Origin of the sequence: Actinospineispora acaciae DSM 45401 (genome assembly GCF_000620785.1) — a bacterium.
In the GTDB taxonomy this organism is placed as follows: domain Bacteria; phylum Actinomycetota; class Actinomycetes; order Mycobacteriales; family Pseudonocardiaceae; genus Pseudonocardia; species Pseudonocardia acaciae.
Map to the genome: position 1 here is coordinate 946,724 of NZ_JIAI01000001.1, position 20,326 is coordinate 967,049.

Sequence of the window (20,326 nt, forward strand, 5' to 3'; positions counted from 1 at the left end):
GTTTGACTTCTCTACGGGAGATGCTGTGAGAGTGTCGACACTTAGGAGTGCGATGAACGCCGCCGACCGTTACCGCGAGGGCCTCGAGGTCCGACGTTCCGTGCTCGGGTCCGAGTACGTGGCCAACGCCCTCGCCGACGCGGAGAACCCGTCCGCGCTGCAGCGGATGGTCACCGAGTTCGGCTGGGGGTTCGTCTGGGCGCGCGACGAGCTGCCCCGGCAGACGCGCAGCCTGCTCACCGTCGCGCTGCTGACCGCGCTGAACCGGCCGCACGAGCTGCTCGCCCATGTCCGGGGCGCCGTGCGCAACGGCTGCACGCGCGAACAGATCGAGGAGGCCGTGCTGCACTGCGCGGCCTACTGCGGCCTGCCCGCCGCCATCGACGCCATGCGGGTGGTCGAGCAGGCGCTCGCGGAGTCGTGACGCCGACTACTCCGAGGCCTACTCAGAGGCCAGCGCCGCGGCGGCGGCCCGGCGGATGTGCTCGCCCCACAGCGTGCTGGCGCCGGTCGCGTCGCCGGCCACGATCCGCTCCAGCACCTGCTCGATCTCGGCGATGCTCTCCGCCGGGCGGCCCGGGCGGGACAGCGAGCGGGCGCGCAGCCGGTACAGCCTGCTCTGCAGCAGCGCGGCCTGGTCGCGCAGCACGTCGTTGCCGGCGCCCGCGTAGAGCACCCGGTAGAACTCGCGCTTGGTCTCCAGCATGACCACCACCTCGCTGGAGCTGTGCTCCTCGCGCAGCCGGGCGATGGTGTCGGCCAGCCGTTCGACGGTGGCGGCGTCGGCGCGCTGCACGAACAGGCGCACCGCGAAGCACTCCAGCGCCTCGCGCACCTCGTAGACGGCGCGCGCCTCGTCGTCGGTCATCGCCGTCACGATCGGCCCCTTGTGCGGGGTGACGGTGATGAACCCCTCCGCCTCGAGCTGCCGGTACGCCTCCCGCAGGGTGTTGCGGGACACGTCCAGCTCCTCGCGCAGCTCGCGCTCGATGAGCCGCTGGCCGGGCGCGAGCCCGCCGCTGATGATCTCGGCGCGGATGGCGTCGACGACCTGCTCGCGCACCGGCGCCAGCACGCGGGTGACCTTCATGCTCTCGCTCCCGTCTCGGATCGTGGCCTGGGAACGCTATCAGCGCTGTACAACTGCCCTATTGACCGATTGTAGGGCAATTGGTTAGCGTCGGTCGTCCCCGACGCCGCCAGGAAGGCCAGACATGTCGAACCCGCTCCCCCGGCACTACGGACTGTTCATCGACAACGAGTTCGTCGAGCCGGCCGGGGACGACCTGCTGGACGTCGACAACCCGGCGACCGGCGAGGTGTGGGCGCGGGTGCCGGACGCCTCGGCCGAGGACGTGGATCGGGCGGTGCGCAGCGCGCGGCGGGCGTTCAGCGAGGGCGACTGGCCCGGGTACCGCGCGGCGGACCGGGCGAAGCTGCTCATCCGCATCGGCGAGGCCGTCGCCGAGCACGCCGAGGAGCTGGCCGACCTGCAGGTGCGGGAGAACGGCAAGCTGCACCGCGAGATGTACGGCCAGGCCAAGCTGATGCCGGAGTACTTCAACTACTACGCCGGCCTGGCCCAGCAGCCCCTCGGGCACACCAACCCGCTGCACCTGTCCGACATGATCAACTACACCGTGCGGGAGCCGCTCGGGGTGGTCGCCGCGATCACGCCGTGGAACTCGCCGCTGCTGCTGCTGGCTTGGAAGCTCGGGCCGGCGCTGGCGGCCGGGTGCACGGTGGTGGCCAAGCCGTCCGAGGTCACGCCGGTGTCCACGCTGCGGTTCGCCGAGATCGCCGCCGGGTGCGGGCTGCCGCCGGGGGTGCTCAACGTGGTCACCGGCCTCGGCCAGCCCAGCGGCGCCGCGCTGACCGGCCACCCCGACGTGGACAAGATCGCGTTCACCGGCTCGACGGCCACCGGGCAGGCCATCGCCTCGGTCGCCGGCCGCACGCTCAAGCGCGTCTCGCTGGAGCTGGGTGGCAAGTCGCCGAACATCGTGTTCGAGGACGCGGACCTGGACAGCGCGGTGAACGGCCTGGTCGCGGGCATCTTCGGGGCCAGCGGGCAGACCTGCATGGCCGGCTCGCGCATCCTCGTGCAGGACGGCGTCTACGACCGGGTGGTGGACGAGCTGGCGCGGCGTGCCGAGGCCATCGTGGTCGGCGACCCGACCGACGCGGCCAGCCAGATGGGCACCATCGCCAGCCGCGCGCAGCTGGAGAAGGTGCTGCACTACATCCAGGTGGCCAAGGACGACGGCGCGCGGCTGGCCGCCGGCGGCGAACCGGCCACCGTGCCCGGCCTGCCGAACGGGCTGTTCGTCCGGCCCACGGTGTTCGCCGACGTCACGAACGACATGAAGATCGCGCGCGAGGAGGTGTTCGGGCCGATCGCGTCGGTGCTGCGGTTCGACAGCGAGGACGACGCGGTGCGCATCGCGAACGACACCGAGTTCGGGCTGGCCGCCGGGGTGTGGACGCAGAACGTGCAGCGCGCGCACCGGGTGTCCGGACGGCTGCGCGCCGGCACGGTGTGGATCAACAACTATCGCAAGTCCGGCTACTCCACGCCGTTCGGTGGCTACAAGCAGAGCGGCATCGGACGGGAGAACGGCCCCGACGCGCTGCGCGAGTACACCGAGGAGAAGAGCGTCTGGGTGGACACCGGCCAGGGCGTCAAGGACCCGTTCAACCCGAGGGCCTGAGCCGACATGTCCACCGACGTGACAGACGTGCTCGTCATCGGCTCCGGGATCGCCGGGCTGTCCGCCGCCGTGGCCGCCGCCGAGGAGCTGGGCGGCGCCGGCTCGGTGGTCGTGCTGGACCGCGCGCCCCGGGCCGAGGCCGGCGGCAACACCCGCTGGACGGCCGCCTACTTCCGGCTCGACGACGTCTACGAGCCGGGGCCGAACTTCGTCGACGACGTGATCGGCTTCTCCGACGGCCGCACGCCGCGTTGGTACGTGGACGCGCTGCTGGAGCGGCTGCCGGAGACCATGGAGTGGATCCAGGGCCACGGCGCCCGGTTCCGCCGGATGCCCACGTACTTCATCAACAGCACCCGCCCCCGGCTGCAGCCGGTCGGTGGCGGCGAGGGCCTGCTGTCCGCGCTGCGGCCGGCCGCCGAGCGACTGGGCGTCACCTTCCGCTACGAGACCACCGCGCACCGGCTGGTCACCGGCGACGGGGCGGTCACCGGGGTCGAGGTCACCGGCCCGGACGGCGGCCGTGCCACGCTGCCGGCGCGGACGGTGGTGATCGCCTCCGGTGGTTTCGAAGGCGACACCGCGTACCTGGGTGAGCAGTTGGGCGCGGACGCCGGCACGCTGCTGCCGATCGCGCCGAGCGTGCGGCTCAACCGCGGCGAGGGCATCCGGATGGCGCTCGCCGCCGGGGCCGCCCGCGCCGGGCAGTGGGACACCTTCCACGCCGAGCCGGTGGACCCGCGCAGCAAGGACGCCGAGGCGCTGGTCATGGTGTTCCCGTACGGGATTCTGGTGGACCGGGGCGGCGAGCGGTTCATCGACGAGGCCCGGGGCACCGTCGACGAGACCTACGAGAGCACGGCCCGGGCCATCTGGTCGCGCGACGGCGGCACCGCCTGGTTCATCACCGACCAGTCGCTGCGCCGGGTGGACGACCACGAGCGCGGCCTGCTGACCGGCGTGCCGCCGGTACGGGCGGACACCGTCTCCGAACTGGCCACCGCACTCGACCTGCCGCCCGAGGTGCTGGCCGACACGATCGACCGGTTCAACGCCGCCACGCCGACCGTCGGGTCGTTCGACTGGCGCCGCCCGGACGGGCTGGCCACCGTCGGCCTGGAGCCGGCCAAGAGCAACTGGGCGTTGCCGCTGGTCTCGCCGCCGTTCCTGGCCTACCCGGTGGCCTGCTCGATCGTGTTCACCTTCGGCGGGCTGGCCACGGACGTGCGCGCCCGGGTGGTCCGCGAGGACGGCGGCGCGATCGACGGCCTGTACGCCGCCGGCGAGTGCACCGGCCTCTACCACGGCAAGTACCCGGGCGGGACGTCCGTGCTGCGCGGCATGGTGTACGGCCGGGTCGCCGGCACCGACGCCGCCCGGAGCTCCCATGCCTGAGGTGGCGCTCTGCCGCCGGGACGAGGCGCCGCATCTTACACCTACATCGCCGAGATCGCCGCTCGCGCTCGGCGAGGGCTGTGGTCCACCAGCCTCTACGTCTCGGTGACCGCCGAATCGTGCTCGCCTCGTTGATCGGCGCCGGAGCCTCCAGCCTGCTCGGCGAGCAGACGCCGCGGGACCGGGGCTGGCGGATCCCGTTCCTGGTCGGTGGGCTGCTCGGGTTCGTCGGGCTCTACCTGCGCCGGGGCCTCGCGGAGACCGGTCCGTTCACCTCCGGGCGGGCCGAGGCGGTCCCTCGCTCGCCGCGCGCATTGTTGCCCGGCCTGGCCGGCAACAACACCGCGCTCGCCCGCATCGTGGGGCTGAGCCCGGGCGTCACCGTCGTCTACTACGTATGGGCCGTGGGCGTGTCCGCTTTCGCGATCAGCGCCAAGGGCGCGCCCCGGCGACCGTGGTGCTCTGGGCCGGGCGTGCTCGCCATCGCGATGTTCATGATCACGCTCCCGCCATTGGGAGCGCTCTCCGATACTTGACGAAATCAACCGGCATATTCTCGGCGGCACCACGTGGACCGCATCCTCGACGAGGCCCCATCGCAGGCTACGTGCGACGCATCCGTGACCTGTTCGGACTGTCCATCGACGGCGCCTCGCTATGCTGGCCGAGCATCAAGCTTACGGGAGGCGTGTGATGGATCCGATCGCCTTGTACTATCCATATATTCATGTTCAGGATGACACGTGGCTGAAGTATGCCTCGTTGTACTGGCCGAAGATGGGGAGGCTGCGACCGGCCGACTACCTTACAGTCGATTCCCGGACCGCGCGCGTCCTGCATGACGAGGCCCGCTGGCTGATTGACGTTCCGCCACCAAGTTGGGCCGCTCGCGAGGTTGGTGCCCCGTTCTCAGACTTGATTCGCAGGCACCGTCGAGAGCTGAAAGAGCGCTATGGAGTCGGTCAGGCCGATGACTGGGAGCGAATGTTTCATCTTGACAGGCTCTCCAGAAAAGAGCTCAGGTCCAAGTTCGGATTCACGTGGGTGGAAGCACGAAGAGCCTCGACAGATATTCACATAGAAAAGCTCTGGCCTCAGTTCGTGGGAGTGGCGCTCGACGCTGGCCTGGCGACCATCTCTCGCGACAGCATGTGGGTCACTATGCACCCAAAGTTGGCGTCGGTTTACATGTGCGCATTGACTGAGTGCATTGCTACTCAAGACTTCCTGCATCCACTGACTGATCAACTGCTGCCACATGCGGCGCTGTCTGGGTGGACTTTGGATCGCATTGCTCAGGTTCTCATAGATTTGCCGACCTACGAGTTCGATCGATCGAGTCCCGAACGGAATCTATCGGACGCATTCGTGTTCATGGCGTTCGAGACTGTGGCGCCAGCCAATCTCGATAAGGTGCCGATCGAGAAGATCATCGAATTTCGCTCTCGGTTCGGTGTTGAGCTGGACACCTACCGCAAGTATGTGGGTGAGCAGGCTCAAAAACTTGCCAGGCTTGAGAATGTTCGCGATTTCGGCGTCTTTGAAGAATACTTGCGAAGCGAAGTCCAGCATTCTGTTAATGCCCAGCTGGCAGGGCTGCGGGAGCGGATGCGAAGTGTTGGACTGGAAGCGGCACGGGCTGTAATGGACGTCAAGTCGGTGGGCATGCCATCGCTTGTGGACATGGTCGCCGAACTCACGGGAATGCCTCGCATAATCAGAGGGCCTGCCGTGTTGGCCGCATGCATAGTCAGCGCACCGAGCCGATGGCGTCGAAACCGGCGGCAGGACATCCGTGAGTCGCCAGTAGGCTACCTGTTTCGAATCCAGAACGAACTCAATCCAACCACGCTCATCGACCGACTTCGCCAGGCCTGGCCGAACTTGCGGAGACAACGCTAGCCACTCACGGGTCTTGACCTGCGCATTCGATACGGGCGTCGCGGGACCGGGACGCCGCGAGAGCGGCGGCGACGGCGAGGAAGCCGGCGGCGGCGGTCCACATCATCGTTCGAAACCCGAACGTGTCACCGAGGACACCGCCGACCGGGGCGCCGAGGACGATCATCGCACGGTTGATCGAACGCCTGGTGGTGTTCACCCGACCCTGCATCGCATCGGGCGTTGCCACCTGCCAGTAGCCCATCTCGTTCGCGTTCTCCGCGCCCATGGACAGGCCCAGGAGCAGTTGCCCGGCCCCGAACAGCACGGCACCCGACCAGTCCGCTCCGGCCAGCGGCATCAGCGCCCAGGAGACGCCGGTGGCCGCGCGGCAGGCGATGATCACCCGGCCGGCGCCGAAGCGGGCACCCAGCCGGGTCGCGGCCAGGCTCCCGGCCAGCCCGCCGATGCCGGCGAAGGCCAGCGCCACGCCGAACCCGAATGGCGACAACCCGAGGGTGCGCAGCGCGAACGGCGCCAGCACGGCACCGGCGGCCGCGAAACACAGGAACCAGCCGTGGGTGCTCAGCGCGAGCGGGCGCAGGTGCGGATGCCGGTACATCCAGCGCATGCCCTCGGCGGCTTCCCGCCCGACGTCCCGAAGCGTCGCCCGCCGCCCGGGCGGTTCGACCACCGGGACGCGGAGCAGCAGCAGGCCGGACACGAGGTAGCTGGCCGCGTCGACGAGCACGGCCAGTGGCGCGCCCAGCAGCGAGACAAGCCCGCCGGCCAGCGCCGGCCCGGAGGTCTGGGCGACGGCATCGCTCTGGTCGAGCCGAGCGTTCGCCGCGGTCAGCAGGTGCCCGGGCACGACACGCGGCAGGAAGGACTGCGACGCCCCGTCGCCGAACAGCGACATCAGCCCGAACACCGCCATGAACACCATGAGGGCGCCCATCGACAGCCGACCCACCAGCGCGAGCGCCGGCACCGCGACCAACAGCACGGCCCGCCCGAGATCCATCCCGACCAGCAGCGGACGCCGCCGCGCCCGGTCGATCAGCACGCCCGCCACCAGCCCGAACAGCAGGTAGGGCAGCCACCGCGCCGAGCTGACCAGCCCGACCTCGGCGGCTCCCTCGTGCAGCGTCACCACGATCAGTACCTGGACGGCGAGCGTGGTGATGTAGGTGCCGAACCCCGAGACGGTCGCCGCGGCCCACACGCGCCCGAAACCGGGACACTCACGCAACCGCCCGGGTGAGCCCACCCCGAAGTTCTACCAACCGGTGACGGTGCCTACGCGGCTATTCGTACTCCTGGCCGCAGATGAGGAAGTCTGTCATGTCTGGCCAGGTCAGGAGCGGTAGGGGGCCGATGGTATCTGGCTCTGGATAGATGTGGAAAGTGGGCACTGAGACCGGCTTGCGGATGCCGTCGTTGATGTCCCAGCCGCCCAGGGTGCCGGCCATGGCGCATTCCAGGTAGCCCGGCACGGAGTGGTTGTACCAAATGGGTCCGTTTGCGCGAGTGCCGGCGTCGGGGCGGCGCGGTGCCTCCACGCCGAGCTCCAGATAGTCCTGCTTGGGTCCTTCGGCGAAGTCGCGGAGATCGGCAATCTGGGACAAGATCGTCCGTTCCCAGGCGTCGAACCCGCTTTCGCTGCCGGACAGCCCCAGCTCGGCGGTGCGCCACGAGTCGTCGAACGCCGGAACCGGCGCGCTGACCGCCCGGGTCAGCAGCATGGCGAACCGCTCGGGTGGCAATGAGTCACGGTCCCGTTCGGCTCGACCGAGGACCCACAGCGCAAGCAGATACTCCTCCAGCGTCCGAGAGGTGCCATCGGCGGCCCGCAGCACGGCGTGGTAGACCTCGCGGTTGGTGAGCATGGCACCTAACCTCGATCGTCGCGTATCTACCTGGGCTGTCGCACACCCCGCACCGTGCGCGATGCCCCAACAACCTACGCGACGGCCAACGGTCGAGCGGTCACCGTGCGCAGGAGCGGACCAGGTCGATCGCGGCGGACGCGAGCATCGACGTGTCGTTGCTGAGCATGACGAAACCGCAGCCGGCGGCGACCGCGTCGGCGGCCCGTTCGGGCACAGCGCCGAAGGCGAGCCCGCACGGTTTGCCGGCTTTGCGGGCGGACTCGATCGCGTGCGCGACCAGCTCCTCGACGGCCGGGTCGGTGGGGGTCAGGCCCATCGACATGGACAGGTCGGCGGTTCCGACGAACACCGCGTCCACGTCCTCCAGAGCCACGATCGCCTCGACGTTGCGTACCGCCCGCTCGCTTTCCAGCTGCGGGATGCACAGGGCCCGGTTGCCCTGTTCGACGTACTCGGAGCCGGGCAGGGTGCCCCAGCGCCCGGCCCGGCTGGTGCCGCCCGCTCCCCGCTCGCCCCGGGGCGGGAACCGGCAGGCCCTGGCCACCAGGCGGGCCTGATCCTCGGTGTCCACGTGCGGGACCAGCACGCCGTGCGCACCGGCGTCGAGGATCTTCTGGATCGTCGACGGGGTGTGGTCGGGCACCCGGACCAGCGGCGTGACGCCCAGCGCGGCACAGGTGCTGACCAGCCGGTACGCGGTCTCGAGGTTGAGCGGGGCGTGTTCGAGGTCGATGACCGCGAAGTCGAACCCCGCGTGGGCGATGATCTCCGCGGACTCGACGGCGGGCAGCTTCAGCCAGGTGCCGAGCGGGACGCCGGAGGGGCCGGCGCCGGCGCGGCCGAACAGCGGGGCGGTCACGGCGCCGGGTAGTCGTCGGCGTTAAGCACCCACCCTGGCTGCGCGGAGAAGTCCGCGCGCGGCGGGGAGAAGATGTCGATCAGGCGGTTCGTCCCGGCGCCGGTGGCCCGGGTGGTGTGCACGGTCGGCGGCGGGATCACGGTGACCGACGGGCTGGCGACCTGAGTGTGCTCGTCGTCGCGCCACGCGGTCATGTCCGTCGACCAGGGCGTGCGGATGTGGTGGGAGAACTCGCCGCCGACGGCCAGCGAGAGCTGCTCGAAGTCGTCGTGGTGGTGCGGCGACATCTTCCTCGGGTCGCGCGGCCCGTCCCAGTCGGGCAAGAAGTTGACCATGAACGCGCGGGTGCGGAAGATGCGGCCGAAGCGGCCGGGCTGGTCGGGGATGTCGGCCAGCGGGTAGACCCGGATCCGCTCCCCGCCCACCGGCGCGGGCCAGGCCTCCAACAGGGCGACGCGAGGGTGCGGCGCCGCGTAGGAGGCGGCGTTGCGGGCGCGAGCGGCCAGCGCGGTGTCCACCTGCACCAGCCGAACCAGGTCACCGCCACCGGTGGGCACGATCTCGCTACGACCGGGCGGCACCACGACCAGGGCCTGGCCGGACACCGTGCGCGTCTCGCCCGCCGCCGCGATCCGTACCGAAGACGAGTCGTGCACCAGGAGCAGCACGTACTCGCTGGCCTGCTCGACAGGCTCGAAGGCGTCGTCGGGCACCGGGCTGGTGTGGGCGAGCGCGACGTTCTGGCCGCGCGCGATCCAGGTCCGCGAGCCGGCCGCGCTGACCTCGTCCGGCTCCAGCTCGGTGAAGTCGTAGTACTCCGGGGCGGCGATGCCGTCGGACCCGGTCGCCGCCGGGGCGGACGCCGACAGGGCGGAGCGGGGGTCTGTGCTGTCGTACACGGTTGCCTCCCGGTTCAGTCGAGGCCCAGCAGGAAGCTCGGGTTGTCGCGCACCATCATGCGCAGGTCCTTCTCGGGCAGGCCGAGGTCGAGCAGCGCCGACCCGACGCCCAGGAACGCGTCCACCGGCTTAGGCGTGTTGTGCTGGCCCAGGTCGGAGGCGATCACGGTGTGCTCGGGGCCGATCTGCTCGATCCAGTTCATCAGCTGCTTGGGGTCCCAGCCGAAGATCCCGTCCGGGTCGTACATGCCCAGCTCGTGCTCCACGTACGCGCCCAGCGCGACCAGCTCGCGGCACTTGGCCGGGTCCGCGTCGATCACGAAGTCCGGGTGGTTGATCGCCATCCGGCGGATGCCCTTCTCCCGGGCCGCCTCGAAGAGCTGCTGGATGTACTCCGGGTACATGTGCCCGCCGGAGAGCACCGCGCCGGTCTCCAGGATCACGTCCAGGATCTCGTGCACCTCGGGCTTGAGCTCGCCGCGCTCGTCGCGGATGTCGACCCGCTCCATGGTCAGCTTGACGGTGGCGGTCGGGAAGCCGGCGCCCTCGGGGTGGCACTCGATGTGGCGGCCGGAGGAGATGGTCGGGAACCAGACCACCTTGCCGCCCATCCGCAGCGACATCCGCACCGCGTGCGGGTTCAGCCCGCCGACCATGCTGTTCAGCGCGATCCCGCCGAACACCTGGGTGTCCAGCTCGGCCAGCCGCCCGCGCATCGCGAGCAGGTCCATGACCGTGTTGTGGTGGTGCGACTTGGCCACCATGGCGCGCATCTGAAGCCGCTCCTGGCCGTCCCTGGCGGCCTCGACGTGGTCGAAGCGGCGCGGGAACGGGCTGGGCCCGGAGTGGCAGTGCATGTCCACCAGGCCGCTCAGCACCTTGGTGATCGCGCTCATCGTATGTGCTCCCTTGCGACGGCTCGTGCGTTCGCAATACAGACTGCGAGTTCACATTGCAGACGTCAAGTCCGGGCACAGAGCTTGACAGCGGGTGCGGTGCACGTGCACCGTGTCGCCGGTGTTCACATTGCGGTAACCATGACTGCAATCCGAACGGAGGCCTTACGAGATGAGCGACGACGAGCAGCCGGCCGAGATCCAGGCGGTGAGCCGGGCGGCGCAGATCCTCGCGCTGTTCGCCCCGGACACCCCGGAGATCACGCCGGCGTTCGCGGCCGCGCGCCTGGGCCTCAACCGGTCCACGGCGCACCGGTACTGCACGTCGCTGGCCGCCGCCGGCCTGCTCGAACGCGGGCACGAGCAGGGCACCTGGGCGCCCGGCGGGCTTCTGCTCCAGCTCGGAGCGTACGCGCTGGGCCGCCGGCGGGTGCTCGACCTGGCGCCGCCGCACATGCGCGCGCTGGCCGCCGGGTCGCACATGACCACCGTGCTCAGCCTGTGGGGCTCGGGCGGGCCGGTGGTGTTCCGGGTTGAGGAGGACATCACCAGGACGGTGCTGGTCACCGTGCGGGTGGGCACCCACCTGCCGCTGGACAGCGCCCAGGCCGCCGCGTTCCTGGCCTTCCACGGCGACCAGCTGATGGTCTCGCGGCTGCTCTCCGGGCTGCCCCGCGACGAGCGCGAGCGGATCGTCGCCGGGGCCGACCGGGTGCGCGAGACGGGCTCCTCGGTCGCGGTGACGACGGACGGGGTGGTCGCGATCGGGGCTCCGGTGTTCGACGAGTACGGCATCTGCGCGACGTTGGCCCTGATCGGCACCGACAACACGCTGTCCGCGCACAACGACGGTCCGGAGAAGGCGATGCTGCTGTCCACGGCACGGGGGCTGACCAAGGAGATGGGCGGCCAGTACCGGCCGGACGACGACTGAGCCCGCCTCGGGAACCAACGACGATTCCTTACGGAGACCCGATGGGTGCTGAACAGAACACCGACGACCGCAAGGCGCGCGCGGCGGTGCGGGCCGGGGCGCTGGCGTACTTCGTCGACCAGTTCGACATCTACCTGCCGATCGTCACGCTCGCCCCGGCCACCGCCTACTTCCAGTCCCGCGACCTGGATCCCGCCACCACCGCCATCCTGGACGCGCTGGTGTTCGTCTCCACGCTGATCGCCCGCCCGATCGGCGCCGCGGTGTTCGGGCACTTCGCCGACCGCACCGGGCGCAAGAACACCACGCTGGTGGCGGTCGCCGGGTTCGGCGTGACCACGCTGCTGATCGCGCTGCTGCCCGGCTACCAGAGCATCGGCATGTGGTCGGTGGGGCTGCTGATCGCGTTGCGTTTCGTGGACGGGTTCTTCCTCGGCGGCGAGTACACCACCGCGGTGCCGCTGGCCATGGAGTGGAGCTCGAAGCGCCGGCGCGGGCTGAACAGCGGGCTGATCACCGCCACCTCCCCCGGCGCCTACTCGGTGATCGCGCTGATCACGCTCGGGCTGCTGGCGGTGCTGCCCTCGGCCGGGGTGGACTCGGCGTACGCGCAGTGGGGCTGGCGGATCCCGTTCGTCATCGGGTCGGTGCTCGCGGCGCTGCTGTTCGTCTCGTACTGGCGCACCGTCGAGGAGTCCCGCCCCGGCGGTGGTGGTGGTGAGACGACCAGCCCGCTGGTGGCGCTGTTCACCGGGGCGCACCGCCGCGACCTCGCCCAGGTGTTCGTGCTCATGACCGGCGTCTGGCTGGCCAACAACATGGCGAACGCGGTCATGCCCGGCCTGCTCAAGAGCCACCTCGGGCTCACCAGCAGCCAGGTCACGGTGACCATGGTGGTGGCCACGGCGGCCTCGGCGCTGAGCTACCCGCTGTTCGGGCACCTGTCCCAGGTCGTCGGCCGGCGCCGGTTCTACCTGGGCATCGGCCTGGCCATGGCGGTCGGCTGCTCGGCGGCCTACGCCGCGCTGGTCACCGTCGGCACCTCGCTGGGCCCCTCCCTGGGCGCAGCGCTGCCACTGGCGGTCGTCGTCGAGGTGCTGGGCATCGGGACGTTCGGGCCGATCGCGGCGTACCTGACCGAGCGCTTCCCCGTCGAGATCCGCGCCAGCGGGTACGGGGTGGGCTACAGCCTGGCGCTGATCGTGCCCGCGTTCTACGCCTTCTACCTCAACGGCCTCGGCGCCGTCATGCCGTCGTACTTCGGCCCGGTGGCGCTGGTCGTGCTCGCCGGGCTGTTCGTCCTGGTCGGCGCCGTCATCGGGCCGGAGACCAAGGACAACGAGATGGGCGTGAGCCCGGCGCTCCCCGAGCGTGTGTGAAGGGATACGAATGTCCGAACCCGCCACCCCCACCCAGTTACGCCGCGTCGCCGCGGCCTCGCTGGTCGGGACGATGGTCGAGTGGTACGACTTCTACATCTACGGCGTGGCCGCCGCGCTGGTGCTGGGCAAGCAGTTCTTCCCCGGGCTGGACTCCACGGCGCAGACGCTGTCCGCGTTCGCCACGTTCGCGGTGGGGTTCCTGGCCCGGCCGATCGGCGGGGTGATCTTCGGGCACCTCGGTGACCGGGTCGGCCGCAAGTACGTGCTGGTGCTGACCCTGCTGTTGATGGGCGGGTCCACGTTCGCGGTCGGGCTGCTGCCGAACTACGCGCAGATCGGGATCGCGGCGCCGATCCTGCTGGTGTTCCTGCGGTTCGTGCAGGGCATCGCGGTCGGCGGCGAGTGGGGCGGCGCGGTGCTGCTCGGGGTGGAGCGGGCGCCGCGCAACCGCAAGGCGTTCTACGGCTCGTTCGCCCAGGTCGGCTCGCCGCTCGGGCTGCTGCTGGCGTCCGGGGTGTTCGCCGCGGTGGAGGCGCTGCCCAAGGAGGCGCTGCACGGCTGGGGCTGGCGGATCCCGTTCCTGATCTCCGTGGTGCTGATCGTCATCGGCCAGGTGATCCGGTCCCGGGTGGAGGAGAGCCCCGTCGTCAGCGACCGGCGGAAGCCGGCGCGGCTGCCGCTGGGCACGGTGCTGGGCGAGCACTGGCTGGCGGTGCTGCTGGGCACCGGCGCCATGATCGTCACGCTGACCGGCTTCTACATCTCCACCACGTTCCTGACCAGCTACGGAACCACGCACCTCGGGTTCAACGCGGGCCAGTTGCTGACCGGCACCATGCTGGTCGCCGTGGTGCAGATCGTGGCGCTGCCGATCGCCGCGATCCTGGCCGACCGGCGCGGGCGCCTGCCGGTGGTCACGGTGGGCACGCTGGTCAGCGCGGTGATGGCGTTCCCGTTGTTCTGGCTGGCGGACTCCGGCGTGGTCGGTCTGCTCTGGCTCGGCATGATCCTCTTCAACATCGGCCGCTCGCTGGTGTACGGGCCGCTGCCGGCGCTGGTGTCGGCGATGTTCCCGGCGAACGTGCGGTTCACCGGCATCTCGCTGTGCTACCAGCTGGCCGGCATCCTCGGCGGCGGGATCGCGCCGCTGGTCGCGGTCGCGCTGGTCGGCAAGGGCGGCGGGTACCTTCCGGTGGCCGCATACCTGGCCGCGACCGGCCTGCTCAGCGCCGCGTGCCTGGTGGCCATCGCGCGGCGGGTCCGCTCCGGGGCGGACGCCGACCACCTCGCGGACCCCGAGACCGCCGAGCAGCGGGCATGACGTCCGTGGACCCGGTCGACCTGGCCACCGAGGTCGGGCCGCTGCGGCTGAAGAACCCGGTCATGGCCGCGTCCTGCGAGGCCACCATGACCGAGCGGGACATCGTGGCCTGCCTGGACGCCGGCGCGGGCGCGGTGGTCGCCAAGTCGGTGAACGAGTCGGAGGCGGCCGCCCGCCAGCTCAACATCGCCGAGTACGTGCTGCTGGACGGCGCCGGCGACCAGGTGGACTGGCCGGACCGGGTGGGCGACGAGACGCTGCTGTGCCGCTCCGGGCTGGCCCAGTCCTCGCTGGACGACTGGCTGGCGATGCTGGAGCGGGCCGGCCGGCACGCGCGCGGGCTGGACGCGCACGTGATCGGCAGCATCACCGTGGCCGAGCCCGGCCCGGCCGCTCAGATCGCGCGCCGGATGGCCGAGGTGGTGTCCGCCGTCGAGCTGAACGTCGGCGCCCCGCATGGCCGGGAGGCGGCCGCCGTGCGCCAACTCACCGGCCCGGACATGGTCGCCGAGTACACCCGGGTGGTCCGCGCCGGGCTGGACGTCCCGCTGATCGTCAAGCTGCCGGCGCAGGCGGACAGCCCGGCCGAGCTGGCCCACGCCGCGCGCCGGGCCGGGGCCGACGCGGTGGCCATGATCGGGCGGTTCAACGGGTTCTGGCCGGACGTGCGCACCGGCGCCCCGCTGCTCGGCTCGTGGGGCGCGGTCGGCAGCGGTGCCATGCTTCCGACCAGCCTGTACTGGGTGTCCAAGACCGTCGCCGCCGACCCGGACCTGTCGGTGGTCGGCACCAACGGGGCGCGCTCCGGCACGGACGTGGCGCGGTTCCTGCTCAGCGGCGCCCGCGCGGTCGAGCTGGCCACCGCCGTGATGTTGCGCGGCCCGGCCGTGCTCGGCGAGTGCGTCCGCGAGCTGGCCGCCGTGCTCGCCGACGCCGGCCACCGGCGGGCCGCCGACGCCATCGGGGTGGCCCTCGCCAAGGCCGCCCGGTACGCCGACATCCCCGAGCGCGAGCGGCCGGCGCAGCCGTGGCGGGTGCCGCCCAGGGGGTGACCGCCCGCCACGGCCGCCGGTCACCACGGATCGGGCAGGCCCTCCCCCGTGGTGATCAGGCTTCGCAGGCTGCCGTTGATGTAGTGCAGCCAGGCCGTGGAGCACGCGTCGAAGCATTCGACGCCCGGCACCAGGCCGACGTGGGTGAACCGCGGTTCGGTGCCGCCGGGCGCGGGAACGATGTCGAACACGATCTCGCTGCCGGTCCACTCCTCCGGCTCCGAGACGCCGGGCGAGTGGCTGTCGGTGACCCGCCAGGCCACGCGCCGGCGCGGCTCGAGCTCCACCACGCGCTGGAGGCTGTAGTGCTGGGCGTGGCGCTCGCGCCGGGGCGGGTGCCGGTAGGTGAACTCGGCGTCCACCTCGGCTGCGCTGCCCTCGATCTCACCTGTCCCACCATGCGCGGACGTCCAGGATGGCGGCGAAGACCTCCTCCGGTGACCGCTCGACCGTGTACGACGTCGAGTAGCCACGCCCGGTGCGCGCCGTGCTCATGTCGTTTCCACCTCCTCGGTGTCGCCCGGCTTGCCGCTCTGGATCCGCTCGGCGATCCGCTTGATCCGCCGCAGCCGGGCGTCCCAGGCCGCGCCGACCGAGGACAGCTGGGCGACCGCACGCGCGAGCTGGGCCTCGTCCACCTCGTAGCGGCGCGCCCGCCCCGCCGGCTTCACATGCACCAGGCCGACGCGGTCCAGCACACCGAGGTGCTTCGCGACCGCCTGCCGGGTCACGGGCAGCCGCTCGCTGAGCGTGGTCGCCGTACCGCCCCCGTCGGCGAGGAGCCAGTCGAGCATCCGCCGGCGGGTCGGGTCGCCGACCGCGGACCAGAGGTCGTCGTCGATCGCGGTGCTCATGGCCGTGCTCATGGCCGGGTGACCAGCCTGTTGGCGTACGTGACCAGGCGCGGGAGGAAGAGGTTCCAGCCGTCGACGTGGGCGAGGTAGGTCTCCTCCAGCACGGCGGCCTCCCACCCGTGCTCCCGGAAGCCGGTCTCCTCGAAGCGCAGCAGCGTGCCCTCGCCGGACGCAACGAGGTCGAAGGTGACCAGCAGGGAGTTGCCCGGGGCGGCCGACTCGCCCTTGTCGTACACCCAGCGGAACGCGAACCGGCGCGGCGGGTCGGCCTCCACGACGGTGAACCGCTCGACCTTCGCCTCCGGCGCGGCCGGGTCGCCGAAGCTGATCGTGCCGGTGGCGCCGGGGACCGGCTCGAACTCGGCCTCGTCGGGCCACCACTCGCGCACGTGCTCCGGAGAGCTGATCACCTCGTAGACCACCTCGGGGGTGGCGTCGATGCGCAGCTCCCGCTCGATTCGTCCGTACTCCATGTGCCCCTCCCGGCTTCAATGCAGCCAACGGTTGCGTTTCACCGTATCGAGCGCGCCTCGCCAACGCAACCTTTTGTTGCGCGAGGTCAGGAGGTGCGGGCGGACAGCGCCCAGCGGGCGAGTGCGTCCAGCAGGTAGCCGAGCAGCCCGATCACCAGGATGACGGCCATCACCTGGTCGTAGGCGAGCTGGTCGCGGGCGTTGAGGATCTCGTAGCCGAGCCCGGAGGTGACGCCGAGCATCTCCGCCGGCACCAGCACCACCCAGCCGATGCCCAGCGCCAGCCGCAGGCCGGTGAGCAGGTGCGGCCGCACCGCCGGCAGCACGATGCTGGTCAGCACCTCCCGCCTGGTCGCCCCCAGCGACCGGGCCACCAGCCGGAAACCCGGGTCCACCGCCCGCACCCCGGCCGCCGTGTTCAGCACCACCGGCCAGATCGCTGCGGCCGCGACCAGGAAGAACACCGGCCGGTGGCCGATGCCGAACAGCCCGATCGCCACCGGCGCCCAGGACAGCGGCGAGACCATCCGCAGGAACTGGAACACCGGCCCGCTGGCCCGCTCCAGCACCGGGACCGAGCCGACGGCCAGCCCGACCGCCAGGCCCAGCACGGCGGCGATGAGCAGGCCGACCAGCAGCCGCCACAGGCTGGTCAGGATGTCGTCGAACAGCACCCCTCGGGCGAACAGGTGGCCGATCGCGGGCACCGCGCGCTGCGGCGCGAACGCGGCGAGCAGCGACCTGGGTGCGGTCAGCGCGGTGGTGACGAACCACCACAGCGCCACCGCCACCAGCACCCCGGCGGCGGGGACCAGCACGCCGCGCCGCCGCGTCGCGGCCTGGCGGGTGACCCGCTCGGTGGCCTGGACGGTCATGGTCGTTGAACCTCCTCGGTCCGGGTCAGCGAGGCCGGCAGGCCGAACGCGCCGGGGCCGCCGAGCGCGCCCAGGCTGCGCAGCACGAACCTGTCGTCCACCAGCTCGCGGTGCACGCCCGCCGGCGAAAGCCCGTCCAGGAACCGGCGGTCGCCGTCCACCACGGTGTCGCGCATGGCGTGCACAAGCGCCTCGGTGTAACCGGGGAACGGGTACGGGCCGAAGCCGATCCGCTCGCCGTGCCAGCCGGGGTTGCCCACCTCCAGGGCGGGGTCGGTGGCCGCCCGGCTCAGCGCCCTGGTCACGGCGGGCAGCGGCTGCGGCAGGTAGCGGCCGGAGGTGAGCAGGCCGGCGGTGTCGCGGCGGTGGGCGCCGATCCAGAGCTGGGCGCCGGCGACCGCGTCGGTGACCGCCTGCACCGCGTGCGGCGCGGAGTCGATGAGGTCCTGGCGCACCACGACGACGCAGCAGGCGTGGTCGCGCCAGGCGTCGCCGACGAACCGCGCGATCCGCCCCACCGAACGCAGCTCGGCCGCCGCGTTGAACGGGTCGGCGACGATGTAGCCGGCGATGGTGCCGGTGTCCAGCGCGGGCAGCATGTCGGCCGGGCTCATCACCACCAGCCGAACCGTGCCGGCCTCGGCGGACGGTTCCTGCCGGACCACCGCGGTCAGCCCGGCCGCGCGCAGCATCCGCTGCAGCACCACGTTGTGGATCGACCACCAGAACGGGATGGCCACGCTGTGCCCGGCCAGGTCGCCGAGCCCGCGCACCCACGGCCCGACGGTGAGCGCGGAGCCGTTGGTGTGGTTCCAGGCCACGATCCGCAGCGGGGCGCCCAGCGCGTAGCGCAGCTGCACGGCGAACGGCATGAGCAGGTGCGCGACGTCCAGCTCGCCGGCCAGGAAGGCCTGGGCGAGCGACTCCCAGCCCCGGAACAGCACCGGCCGCCCGGCCGGCACCCCCGCCGAGGCGAACCCGCCGTGCGCGTGCGCCACCAGCAGCGGCGACGCGTCGGTGATCGGCAGGTAGCCGACCCGCAGCCCTCCGGCCGCCGCGGCCGGGGGACGCCCGATGCTCGCCAGTCCCCCGCCGGCGGCGGCGACCGCCGCGGCGCCCACCCCGGCGCGCAGCAGCGCGCGCCTGCCCACCCCGGGCATCAACCAGCCCTGACCGCATCGGCCCGAGGCGTCCGGTAGCTGGCCAGCAGCGGCGCGCGCAGCGGGTGGTCGGCCAGTTCGTCGTGCTCTACCGGTTCCGGGTTGGACCAGGTGCCGCCCAGCCCGCCCTCGCCGTCCAGCGCGGTGATCGTCTGGCCCAGGTAGAGCGCCTCGTCCACGTCGTGGGTGACCAGCACCAGCGTGAGCCCCAGCCGGGTCGCCGTGTCGCGCAACCAGCCGCGCAGGTCACGGCGGGTGGCCGGGTCCAGCGCGCTGAACGGCTCGTCCAGCAGCAGCACCTTCGGCCGCACCGCCATCGCCCGCGCGATGGCCACCCGCTGCGCCTGCCCGCCGGACAGTTGCGGCGGCCTGGCGTCGGCCAGCTCGGCCAGCCCGAACCTGTCCAACAGCTCCGCCGCCCGGTCGGTCGCGTACCGGGTCCGGTTGGCCCGGTACCGCCCGCCCAGCGCCACGTTGTCCCGGACGCTCAGCCAGGGCAGCAGCAGCGGCTGCTGGAACACCATGGCGGTGGTCGAGGCCCCACCGGGGCGGGTCAGCTCGCCGCCGTCCAGCGGCTCCAGCCCGGCCAGCACCCGCAGCAGGGTCGACTTGCCGCCGCCGCTGGGGCCGAGCACCACCAGCCGGGCGCCCAGCTCCACGTCGAGGTCGAGGCCGCGCAGCACGGTGTGGTGCCCGTACCGCTTCACGGCGTTGGTCAGGCGCAACGCGACAGTTCCCACCGAAGCTGTCCTTCCGTCGGGGCCTGGATGGGCAGGAACGCGCCCTCGCGCAGCCGCCGGCCCACCTCGCTGCGGGCCAGGTAGCCGGCGCCGCCGCGCACGGTGGCCTCCAGCCGGGTCGCGGTGGTGGCCACGCTCGCGGCGTCCAGCCGCAGCCGCAGCAGATCGGCTGTGCCCAGCGAGCCCAGCGAGACCGGCGCCTCGGCGGCGTCGTGCAGCCGCCGGCACACCTCGTCGGCCCGCCGCGCCGCCGCCCGGACGTCCTCGGCCAGCTCGGCGTTCGGCCCGGCGTTCGGCCCGGTGGCGTGCTCGGCCGCCTCCCGTACCGAGCGCAGCGCCAGGCCCACGCAGAACGCGCTCTGGATCAGCAGGAACGCCGGCCGCACCCGGCCGACGAAGCCGGGCAGGTCCTCGGACAGCACCGCATCGGCCGGGACCGACACGTCCTCCAGGCGCACCGAGGACGACGCGGTGCCGTTCAGCGCCAGCAGCTCGGGGCGGCGCGCCACCGTCGTCCCCGGGTCGGACGCGCGTATCCGGACCACCGCCCGCCCGCCGGTGTCGAGCCGCACCGGCAGCACCACGACCGCGTCGGGAAAGAGGTTGGACGCCCACCTGATCGGCCCGGACAGCCGCAGCCCGGTGGGGGTGCGGGTGGCCAGCACCGGGACCGGCTCCAGCCCGGCCACATCGCGCAGCGCGGGCGCCATCGCGGTCGCCCCCACCACGCGCCCGGCCCGCAGCTCGTCGCGCGGCCCGTCGCCGTCGTTCAGGTACTCGATCACCATCAGGTGTGCCCACAGCGAGAACGCCGAGCTCAGGCACTCGCCCGCGATCCGCTCGACCAGCCGGACCCGGTAGCCCAGGCCGCCGCCGGGCGGGGCGATGAGGTCCCGCTCGCCCAGCCAGCGGATCCCGTCCCGCACGTCGCACTCGCCCCTGTCCAGCGGCCCCGCCCGGTCGGAGAACCAGGACGCGACCTCCTCGAAGGGCACCGGGGGC

At 71.8% G+C, this 20,326-nt stretch carries 22 protein-coding genes; 9 read left to right on the plus strand and 13 right to left on the minus strand.

Annotated elements, in window-relative coordinates; translation table 11 throughout:
- Window positions 1–52 precede the first annotated feature (52 nt).
- Window positions 53–424: a carboxymuconolactone decarboxylase family protein gene (locus N912_RS0104625; RefSeq protein ID WP_028921521.1), complete on the plus strand. Its 372-nt coding sequence runs from the start codon at window positions 53–55 to the stop codon at window positions 422–424.
- Between the two features lie 18 nt (window positions 425–442).
- On the opposite strand, the gene N912_RS0104630 is transcribed toward N912_RS0104625, so the two are convergent.
- Entirely contained in the window at window positions 443–1,090 is a 648-nt protein-coding gene (locus N912_RS0104630) for a GntR family transcriptional regulator (protein ID WP_037062800.1), read from the minus strand.
- 124 nt (window positions 1,091–1,214) lie between these two features.
- Between N912_RS0104630 and N912_RS0104635 the strand changes: the two genes are divergently transcribed.
- The 4 genes from N912_RS0104635 to N912_RS63265 all read left to right on the plus strand — a co-directional run bounded on the left by N912_RS0104635 (window position 1,215) and on the right by N912_RS63265 (window position 6,008).
- Window positions 1,215–2,711 (plus strand): aldehyde dehydrogenase, encoded by a 1,497-nt coding sequence (locus N912_RS0104635; RefSeq protein WP_028921523.1) that lies wholly within the window; start codon window positions 1,215–1,217, stop codon window positions 2,709–2,711.
- A gap of 6 nt (window positions 2,712–2,717) precedes the next feature.
- Window positions 2,718–4,106 carry an FAD-dependent oxidoreductase gene (locus tag N912_RS0104640; protein WP_028921524.1) on the plus strand — a complete coding sequence of 463 codons (1,389 nt, stop codon included), beginning with the start codon at window positions 2,718–2,720 and terminating at the stop codon, window positions 4,104–4,106.
- 119 nt (window positions 4,107–4,225) lie between these two features.
- Window positions 4,226–4,642, plus strand: a complete 417-nt coding sequence (locus tag N912_RS49445; protein WP_028921525.1) for an MFS transporter — start codon at window positions 4,226–4,228, stop codon at window positions 4,640–4,642.
- A 157-nt stretch (window positions 4,643–4,799) separates the two neighbouring features.
- Window positions 4,800–6,008, plus strand: a complete 1,209-nt coding sequence (locus N912_RS63265; RefSeq protein WP_156993160.1) for a DUF6236 family protein — start codon at window positions 4,800–4,802, stop codon at window positions 6,006–6,008.
- A gap of 4 nt (window positions 6,009–6,012) precedes the next feature.
- On the opposite strand, the gene N912_RS49450 is transcribed toward N912_RS63265, so the two are convergent.
- The 5 genes from N912_RS49450 to N912_RS0104670 form a co-directional block, all read right to left on the minus strand.
- A complete protein-coding gene (locus tag N912_RS49450; protein WP_169747807.1) occupies window positions 6,013–7,212 on the minus strand; it encodes an MFS transporter in 1,200 nt (399 codons plus the stop codon).
- A gap of 82 nt (window positions 7,213–7,294) precedes the next feature.
- Window positions 7,295–7,876 carry a hypothetical protein gene (locus tag N912_RS49455; RefSeq protein ID WP_051579624.1) on the minus strand — a complete coding sequence of 194 codons (582 nt, stop codon included), beginning with the start codon at window positions 7,874–7,876 and terminating at the stop codon, window positions 7,295–7,297.
- Between the two features lie 100 nt (window positions 7,877–7,976).
- Window positions 7,977–8,738: an HpcH/HpaI aldolase family protein gene (locus N912_RS0104660; protein WP_051579626.1), complete on the minus strand. Its 762-nt coding sequence runs from the start codon at window positions 8,736–8,738 to the stop codon at window positions 7,977–7,979.
- Window positions 8,735–9,637, minus strand: a complete 903-nt coding sequence (locus tag N912_RS0104665; protein WP_028921527.1) for a cupin domain-containing protein — start codon at window positions 9,635–9,637, stop codon at window positions 8,735–8,737. Before N912_RS0104665 ends, N912_RS0104660 begins: the two co-directional genes overlap by 4 nt.
- A 14-nt stretch (window positions 9,638–9,651) precedes the next feature.
- On the minus strand, window positions 9,652–10,533 hold the full coding sequence (locus tag N912_RS0104670; RefSeq protein ID WP_028921528.1) for a DUF6282 family protein: 882 nt from the start codon (window positions 10,531–10,533) through the stop codon (window positions 9,652–9,654).
- Between the two features lie 172 nt (window positions 10,534–10,705).
- On the opposite strand from N912_RS0104670, the gene N912_RS0104675 reads away from it, so the two are divergent.
- Genes N912_RS0104675 through N912_RS49470 form a run of 4 tightly spaced genes read left to right on the plus strand, consistent with a single transcriptional unit; the run spans window position 10,706 to window position 15,222 of the window.
- Complete coding sequence (locus N912_RS0104675; RefSeq protein WP_028921529.1) at window positions 10,706–11,467, plus strand: IclR family transcriptional regulator; 762 nt, start codon at window positions 10,706–10,708, stop codon at window positions 11,465–11,467.
- Window positions 11,468–11,508: 41 nt separating this feature from the next.
- Window positions 11,509–12,846 carry an MFS transporter gene (locus N912_RS49460; protein ID WP_037062804.1) on the plus strand — a complete coding sequence of 446 codons (1,338 nt, stop codon included), beginning with the start codon at window positions 11,509–11,511 and terminating at the stop codon, window positions 12,844–12,846.
- A 10-nt stretch (window positions 12,847–12,856) separates the two neighbouring features.
- A complete protein-coding gene (locus N912_RS49465) occupies window positions 12,857–14,170 on the plus strand; it encodes an MFS transporter (protein ID WP_037062806.1) in 1,314 nt (437 codons plus the stop codon).
- Window positions 14,167–15,222: a dihydroorotate dehydrogenase gene (locus N912_RS49470; RefSeq protein ID WP_051579628.1), complete on the plus strand. Its 1,056-nt coding sequence runs from the start codon at window positions 14,167–14,169 to the stop codon at window positions 15,220–15,222. The genes N912_RS49465 and N912_RS49470 overlap by 4 nt, the downstream gene beginning before the upstream one ends.
- 20 nt (window positions 15,223–15,242) lie before the next feature.
- Here the strand turns inward: N912_RS49470 and N912_RS49475 are convergent, their stop codons facing one another.
- The 7 genes from N912_RS49475 to N912_RS0104725 all read right to left on the minus strand — a co-directional run bounded on the left by N912_RS49475 (window position 15,243) and on the right by N912_RS0104725 (window position 20,319).
- On the minus strand, window positions 15,243–15,584 hold the full coding sequence (locus N912_RS49475) for an SRPBCC family protein (protein ID WP_084210584.1): 342 nt from the start codon (window positions 15,582–15,584) through the stop codon (window positions 15,243–15,245).
- 129 nt (window positions 15,585–15,713) lie between these two features.
- Window positions 15,714–16,076, minus strand: a complete 363-nt coding sequence (locus N912_RS49480) for an ArsR/SmtB family transcription factor (protein WP_156993162.1) — start codon at window positions 16,074–16,076, stop codon at window positions 15,714–15,716.
- 8 nt (window positions 16,077–16,084) lie between these two features.
- Entirely contained in the window at window positions 16,085–16,549 is a 465-nt protein-coding gene (locus tag N912_RS0104705) for an SRPBCC domain-containing protein (protein WP_028921530.1), read from the minus strand.
- A gap of 86 nt (window positions 16,550–16,635) precedes the next feature.
- On the minus strand, window positions 16,636–17,424 hold the full coding sequence (locus N912_RS49485; RefSeq protein ID WP_037062808.1) for an ABC transporter permease: 789 nt from the start codon (window positions 17,422–17,424) through the stop codon (window positions 16,636–16,638).
- Window positions 17,421–18,584, minus strand: coding sequence for an ABC transporter substrate-binding protein (locus tag N912_RS0104715; RefSeq protein ID WP_028921531.1), 1,164 nt, complete (start codon window positions 18,582–18,584; stop codon window positions 17,421–17,423). Before N912_RS0104715 ends, N912_RS49485 begins: the two co-directional genes overlap by 4 nt.
- Window positions 18,584–19,324 (minus strand): ABC transporter ATP-binding protein, encoded by a 741-nt coding sequence (locus tag N912_RS0104720; protein ID WP_028921532.1) that lies wholly within the window; start codon window positions 19,322–19,324, stop codon window positions 18,584–18,586. The genes N912_RS0104715 and N912_RS0104720 overlap by 1 nt, the downstream gene beginning before the upstream one ends.
- Window positions 19,300–20,319, minus strand: a complete 1,020-nt coding sequence (locus tag N912_RS0104725) for an acyl-CoA dehydrogenase family protein (RefSeq protein ID WP_028921533.1) — start codon at window positions 20,317–20,319, stop codon at window positions 19,300–19,302. Before N912_RS0104725 ends, N912_RS0104720 begins: the two co-directional genes overlap by 25 nt.
- Window positions 20,320–20,326: the final 7 nt, after the last annotated feature.